Origin of the sequence: Trichocoleus sp. FACHB-46 (assembly GCF_014695385.1) — a bacterium.
In the GTDB taxonomy this organism is placed as follows: Bacteria; Cyanobacteriota; Cyanobacteriia; order FACHB-46; family FACHB-46; genus Trichocoleus.
On the sequence record NZ_JACJOD010000056.1, the window covers coordinates 1 to 5519 of the forward strand.

A 5519-nucleotide genomic window follows, 5' to 3' on the forward strand; every position below is an offset into this window, starting at 1 on the left:
AAATTTGCGATCGCTATAGGGCAGTCGGGAGAGATGGCGATCGCTCAATCACATCCTGGATAAGCCTTTTCGGAATTATTTTACTTGTAAAGAAAGATGGGACAATGCATAGGCTTGAACATATGCAAAAGTTTTTGCTTGAGCTAGGTGTTGGCTTCGCCTTCGTGGGGAGCCAATATCGGCTTGAAGTTGAGGGGGATGAGTTTTTTGTGGATCTCCTCTTCTATCATCTTGCTCTCAGTTGTTTTCTGGTAATCGAGTTAAAAACGACTGATTTCAAGCCTGAGTACTCGGGACAAATTAACTCCTATGTAAATGTGATCGACAGTAAGTTACGCCGTCCTACTGATAATCCAACAATTGGGATAATCCTTTGTCGTTCCAGGAAAAAGTCTATTGTTGAATATGCACTTCGCGGGATGAGTCAGCCGATAAGCGTCTCGACGTATCGAACCACGGCTGCATTACCTGACGAGTTTAAGACAAAGCTGCCTTCTATCGAAGACCTGCAGCATGAAATTGAGGTTGTGGCTGCTGTGGTTGAGGAATTTGGTCAAGGCATGGAAGCTTAGTGAATAGTTCACCCCACGAACGTAGTTTCTTAGAACTAAATTCACAGGGATTTGTCGCGTCTCCTGCTTCCTCTTGATGTTGACTTTGCGGAGAGTGATCTTGGTTCTGCCCCCACGGAGTTATAAGCGTCTGCAGTCAGTTTTTAGGAAGTGTTGTCGGGGTCTTGCACCGAACAACACTTCCTAAACTTGACAAGATAAATAGATGACTATGTTGTCTTCTTCAGTTTGCGGCGGGTAGAGATCAAGCCTGCTCCCACTAGCGCTAATCCTGCCATTGTTGTGGGTTCAGGCACAGCTGCTGCAGAGGCAGTTAGCCCGACTAAAGGCGTTCTACCATTGCCGATCCTCCCCACTTCCGTTGCGGCTCCAGAACTTAAGTCAATCGTAAACAACTTGGTGCGATTGCTAACTGTTAATGCAGCGAAACCAGTGTTCGCTCCGTTAGTAGTCAAGATGTCAAATCCTCCCACTGGAGCGATCGCTCCAACACCGAGGGAACCGACTGGCGCTAGGGTACCATTATTAGGCGGATTCTGAATGAACAATTGAGCTAGCGCTGCATCAATGTCATATAGTGTGGTTCCGGTCGCTAGATCATTGTCTGCGTTGGTGTAGGCAACAGCTGTGATGTCAGGATCACCAGGATTGATTGCTCCATCAACAATCACAGCTCCTGTGTCTACGTTAATGCGGAAGTTCTGACCGTTGCCACCGACGACCCGCAGCCGATCGGGAACGGGATTGAAATCCACCCCAGACGTAAAGCCACCTATGAAAGCAGTTGACAGCGTACTGACAAACGTTGCCGCACCTGTGAATGGGTTGATCGTGTAGATATTATTGGTATTCGTCAGACCATAGATCAGATTATTGAGGGGGCGGCGATCGATCCCCAACAACGTCCCCTCAACTCCTGTCACTTGCACATTTTTCGTGGCACCAGGAGTCGCCGAGTCAAACAGCAGTAGCTGGTTGTTCGCGGTCAAACCTGTTAGTTGAAAAGCAGCCGCAGCATTGGCAGAGATGGATAAATTTACAGCGCTAGCGGTTGCTAAGGCGACGACTACAGTGCTGATTGTCTGAAGTTTCATTAGAAGATCCTTTCTGGTGGATGATATGGGTTCTACAAATGGTTATTCAGTCGCTTTACCGAGCAGTGAAATACTCGTTCTGAAATAGAAGCAAGCGTCAATGTGGTGGTAGTACGTTGGTTGCAGATGAACGGATGAGGTTTCTACGTACGCTTCATCCAAACTTCATAGAGATTTGTTGGCAAAAAAACTAGGCATTTGGCTTAAACGACGCTAGAGCAATGCTGACAGGGATTTCTTCTCAACTAGCATGCATGAAAAATTTGTGAAGCACCTAGTGCAGAGTCAAGAATTCCCCCGTGAATCCCACATCGCTGCTAGAGGTTCTAAGCAAGTCTTCAAACCCCTTAGGCCAGGAATCCGTCTGTGTCGCAAAAACTGGAAGGTTGTTTCACACTCACAAACCTGTGATCATGATGGGGGCTCCGGTATGTTTCTGAGGAGCATTGCCATCCTCAACGGTGACTGCGATCTTCATCACTAGTTCTTTGGAACGGTAGGCTTTGGAAACTGAGATCGTTTGAGCCAGGTTGCCGCGTTCATCAACTTGGAAAGTTTCTGTCAAGATTGCCTGCTTCTGGTCTGTCGTGAAGGGGGCGTTTGGCGTTAAAACAGTCCACAAGGCGTAGACTTTACCGGGTGGCAATGGAGGTAGGTTCTGGACTGTGATGGTGGCTTGTAGAGTATTGGGATTAACGACTACCGTCGCGGCAGCCTGACTATCTCTCTTCGTGGCATCTAGAACATAAGTCAGTGCCGCATAACGTTGCGTTTCCGCTTGGCTTGTTTGTAACGCTTGCGATAAACGGTAGTTATTGATTCCTAAGGCAACAATCAGGACTGCTGCCGCAACCTCCAAACCATTGCGCCACGACAGTATTCTGCGAGGTCTAGAAGTAGGTTGTCCACCCATTTCAGCACCCGCAACCTGAGCCTTTTCTAGAATCACTGAGCGCAAATGACCTGGAGGCGTTACCTCCGGTGGAGCGTAGGACGCCTCTAAAGCATTTTGCATTTGGGCCACTTCTTGGGCGATCGCGGGGTCTTGCCGCAATAGGCGCTCAAATTCTGCTGCCTCCTCTGGGTTGAGGTCACCCAGAACATAACCTGCAATGAGTAGCTGTAACTCTTCCGAAGGCATTGACATAGCCATCACTGTACTATCTCGTAAAACTTGTGAGGGTTTGGCGCAGTTTGAGCAGACCTCTTCTGGCTCTAGCTTTCACCGTCCCCAGGGGGATTTCCAGTTGTTTGGCAATTTCTGCCTGACTAAGACCATCGTAATAAGCCATTCTTAGAATTTGCTGCTCACTGTCTGATAATTGAGCCAGGGCGGTACTGACTTCTTGGGATTGCTCATGTTGAAAGACGTGCTCAAACGGAGCATCCGAGACGGTCTCAGCTTGTCCACCCAACTTCCATCGCTGTAGCGTCTGACGAGTACTGTGACGCGATCGCAATCGGTCTCGGGCTCGCGATCGCGTCAAGATGGCGAGAAAGGTGCGGAGAGATCCTCGATTCGGGTCGTACACAGTTCCTTTGGCGAGGGTCAGAAAGATATCTTGGGTCAAGTCTTCTGCTTCTTGAGCATTGCCCAGAGCACTCAAGGCGAGGCCGTAGACTAACCCAGCGTGGCGATCGTAGAGAACCCCGAGCGCCGCAGTCTGGCCCTTGCTCAAGGCCACCATCAATTCTGCATCCGTCTGATTTGACGTCGGAGAGGCTTGATTGGCAGATGGCTCAGACTGCATAAGCACCAGAATTTGTGTTTGAAGACGAATGCCTGGAGTTGGGGAGGGGTGGAAGCAACCGCAAAGCTGTAAATGCGGACAACCGCGATCGCGGAAACGATAGGAATTTCTCCCTTCGCTCCATAGCTTTTGTCCACGTGCTGGTTAAATTGTCAGCCGCAAGTATACTACGCCATCTATGCAAGACTATACCTGCCAGCGATCATTGTGATTCCTTCAGCCCCACTCCGGTAGGGCCACCAAACCCAGTGTCTAGATTAGAGGGGTCGGAAAATGCCGCGCAGTTCTCCAGCCCGATTCTGCTTCGTGTGGATGTCTACATAGAGTTGACCATTAGAGAGTGCCTGGAGTTGCTCAGGAGTCAAGGTATACGCTCCAGACAAGCGGCCACCCATTCCGGTATCGTTCAACATCACGGTTAGCGCATATTGAAACGGTCCGTTTTGATTAGGCTCACCCCGATGAATGTGAGCCGCAGAGGTAATGTTGGGGTTGGGAGGATCGACGGGATCTGTTTCATAGTCACGTAAAGCGCTGGATAGCCCTCCAAAGTCTCCACGAACAATGAGGCGATTGCCTGCTAATGCGGCTCCAGCTACCCCCGTCGCCATTGTTGAGGGTGCCTTCGGAACTACATTATTCTTCGTCAAAATTGCTGCATAGAGTTGTAAGGAACTGCCCGACATACCCTGAGCGGTGAGCACAGACTCAGCTTCTTGCAAATCTGCCATCAAATGTTGATTGATGGGGTTCTGAACTTGTGTGGGTTGAGCAACTTGAGATGTGCTGAAGGACGGAACGTCTCCGCTCTGAACCAAGCGATTCGATAGAGTTTTACTCCAAGAGGGGACTGTGGAAAGACCAATCAACAACACACAGGTGATTGTACCCAGCCAAAAGTTGAAGAGCGATCGCTTTGCCTTATTCATCCGGATCCAGCCTTAACCAGTAGAGTTCAGTCAACAGTACGAACCAACGGCTGGTTTGGATGCATAGCTACTCTAATTTTCTCATTTCTAGAACAGCGCATTCCCCTTGAGGCTGCGTCCCTGCCAAGAAGCAGCATAACGTTTTAGTTGATCCATTCGGCTTAGCTTGGCGAGTAATGAGGGCAAGCATCATCGCAGATTTCAACAAGGTGAGCTTTGTATCCCACCCAATCCACACTTTGTTTTGAACTTGAGTTTTCCCACTGAGCACAATTTACAGTGATTGCTAGCAATCTCAACCAGGCAATAATTCAGCAATATAGCGATATATTAAACATCAAAAGAATAACCTTACTGAACGAACTACGGCGGTTTTCAGCTCTCCGCACTTTTCTGTAATTTTTCATGCCATCCTTATCTGAGCATCTAGAGGCAGTACGCCAGCAGCGATTCGTAGGGCGTACCCACGAGCGCCACCTATTTGAGTCAGCTTTAAACCGAGCTGAGTTGCCATTTTATGTTCTGCATATTTTCGGTCCAGGTGGCGTTGGCAAAACCACACTTCTGGGAGAATTTGCCCGCCTCTGTGAGCCAGCCCAGATCCCCGTCATCCAACTAGATGCCCGCAACATCGAGCCGTCGCCAGAGTCCTTTTTAGAAGCTCTGCGATTTCATCTGAATCTAGCTTCGACCGACTCCCCTTTAATAGCTTTAGCGGCTCATACAGGTCGGCAGGTTATCCTACTCGACACTTACGAAAACCTCGCTCCCCTTAATAGTTGGCTGCGCGAAAAGTTTCTACCTCAGCTTCCTGCCAATATCCTCACCGTGATTGCGGGTCGTCATGCACCTGCGGCGAGCTGGCGGACTGATTCAGGTTGGCAAGCTTTAATCCATCTTTTACCCTTACGGAACCTTAGCCCAGAGGAAAGCCGAGATTACCTGCTCAAGCGAGCCGTTCCGGTAAATCAACATCAGGCCGTGCTCAACTTTACTTATGGGTATCCTTTGGCTTTATCTCTAGTCGCGGATGTCTTTGCTCAGGGGCAAGAGTTAAGTTCAGGACTTACGCAAGAGCCATCTGAACAGACGGATGCTTGAGTTGTGCAATCAAGTAGTCCGAGAGCATCCCATGCTTGACTTGATAGATGGTTTTGCTGCTCTGGTAAGCGA

General features: G+C 49.2%; 6 protein-coding genes. 2 read left to right on the plus strand and 4 right to left on the minus strand.

What is annotated here, in order from left to right; all coding sequences use genetic code 11:
• Nucleotides 1-572, plus strand: a 572-nt coding sequence (locus H6F72_RS25650; protein WP_190442237.1) for a PDDEXK nuclease domain-containing protein, incomplete at its 5' end; no start/stop codon positions are given.
• Nucleotides 573-781: 209 nt separating this feature from the next.
• On the opposite strand, the gene H6F72_RS25655 is transcribed toward H6F72_RS25650, so the two are convergent.
• The 4 genes from H6F72_RS25655 to H6F72_RS25670 all read right to left on the minus strand — a co-directional run bounded on the left by H6F72_RS25655 (nt 782) and on the right by H6F72_RS25670 (nt 4346).
• Nucleotides 782-1666, minus strand: a complete 885-nt coding sequence (locus tag H6F72_RS25655; protein ID WP_190442239.1) for a DUF4394 domain-containing protein — start codon at nt 1664-1666, stop codon at nt 782-784.
• A gap of 397 nt (nt 1667-2063) precedes the next feature.
• The gene (locus H6F72_RS25660) at nt 2064-2813 is read right to left on the minus strand and encodes an anti-sigma factor domain-containing protein (protein ID WP_242017136.1); all 750 of its coding nucleotides are present in this window, start codon (nt 2811-2813) and stop codon (nt 2064-2066) included.
• A gap of 13 nt (nt 2814-2826) precedes the next feature.
• A complete protein-coding gene (locus H6F72_RS25665; protein ID WP_190442242.1) occupies nt 2827-3417 on the minus strand; it encodes a sigma-70 family RNA polymerase sigma factor in 591 nt (196 codons plus the stop codon).
• Nucleotides 3418-3674: 257 nt separating this feature from the next.
• Nucleotides 3675-4346, minus strand: a complete 672-nt coding sequence (locus H6F72_RS25670; protein ID WP_190442244.1) for a CHRD domain-containing protein — start codon at nt 4344-4346, stop codon at nt 3675-3677.
• Nucleotides 4347-4751: 405 nt separating this feature from the next.
• On the opposite strand from H6F72_RS25670, the gene H6F72_RS25675 reads away from it, so the two are divergent.
• Nucleotides 4752-5447, plus strand: a complete 696-nt coding sequence (locus tag H6F72_RS25675; protein ID WP_190442246.1) for an ATP-binding protein — start codon at nt 4752-4754, stop codon at nt 5445-5447.
• Nucleotides 5448-5519 lie beyond the last annotated feature (72 nt).

What these genes read in the sequence shown, in the direction of transcription:
- H6F72_RS25655 (WP_190442239.1), bottom strand. Translation starts at nt 1,666, where the DNA reads ATGAAACTTCAGACAATCAGCACTGTAGTCGTCGCCTTAGCAACCGCT.
- H6F72_RS25665 (WP_190442242.1), bottom strand. Translation starts at nt 3,417, where the DNA reads ATGCAGTCTGAGCCATCTGCCAATCAAGCCTCTCCGACGTCAAATCAG.
- H6F72_RS25675 (WP_190442246.1), top strand. Translation starts at nt 4,752, where the DNA reads ATGCCATCCTTATCTGAGCATCTAGAGGCAGTACGCCAGCAGCGATTC.
- H6F72_RS25660 (WP_242017136.1), bottom strand. Translation starts at nt 2,813, where the DNA reads ATGTCAATGCCTTCGGAAGAGTTACAGCTACTCATTGCAGGTTATGTT.
- H6F72_RS25670 (WP_190442244.1), bottom strand. Translation starts at nt 4,346, where the DNA reads ATGAATAAGGCAAAGCGATCGCTCTTCAACTTTTGGCTGGGTACAATC.